Consider the following 742-nt stretch of genomic DNA (forward strand, 5'->3'; position numbering starts at 1 on the left):
AATGTACTTCGACTGGCCGATGTTTTGAACCATCCCGTATAAGCCACTCGGCCAAAGGCATCATATTTGGTAATAATCCATCCCATCTCGGTTCCGCCAAAAGGGGTGAAGGCCGGTCCTGTAGCCACCACGCGGTCCAAACGGTCATAGAGTAAAAACTCCCATTGCTTACCGGGGATTTTTTTCTCCACCACTCGGTTGCGGTAGTCGTATTTGTATTGGTAACAAAATTCATCCAATTGCTGGGTGGGATTATCAGCCATAGGCGGGATTACATACGTAAGATTTCCATAGAGGTCATAAACATAATAAGTATCCAAGGGATCATCATGGTAGGTTCTTTTTAAAACTACACGACCTAGTTTGTCTTTAAATTCTTCCGTAGTGTTTTTGTTTCCACCAGTCCAGTTTTCATCTTTGGTAATGGTTTTTATTAATGTATTGCGTTCATAATTACCATGATCGATCAATTGGATATCGTACAATCCCGCTGCGGCATTCCACGTGGTTTTTGCATCGAAGAAACGTACTTCATCACGGTCATTTAACAAGTATTCAAACTTTATCGTATGGTCGTTATCATCCGTTGCATTACCTTGCCAATCGTTCCCGGGTGCTCCTTTTTTATGTGGGCGGTTCAAGGGTGAGTTTTCAAAGAAGGTTTCACTATATGGGCTCTGTCCTGTGTATTCCGAAAAATTCAGCGTAGCATTGAGCGCATCCGGTTGAAAGCTCATGTCGT

General features: G+C 43.0%; 1 protein-coding gene. It reads right to left on the minus strand.

The window, feature by feature from the left end; all coding sequences use genetic code 11:
- Positions 1–742, minus strand: a 742-nt coding sequence (locus P6733_RS17860) for a DUF6443 domain-containing protein (protein ID WP_306354313.1), incomplete at both ends; no start/stop codon positions are given.

The sequence above is a fragment of the Flavobacterium aerium genome, from assembly GCF_030766725.1.
Lineage (GTDB): Bacteria > Bacteroidota > Bacteroidia > Flavobacteriales > Flavobacteriaceae > Flavobacterium > Flavobacterium aerium.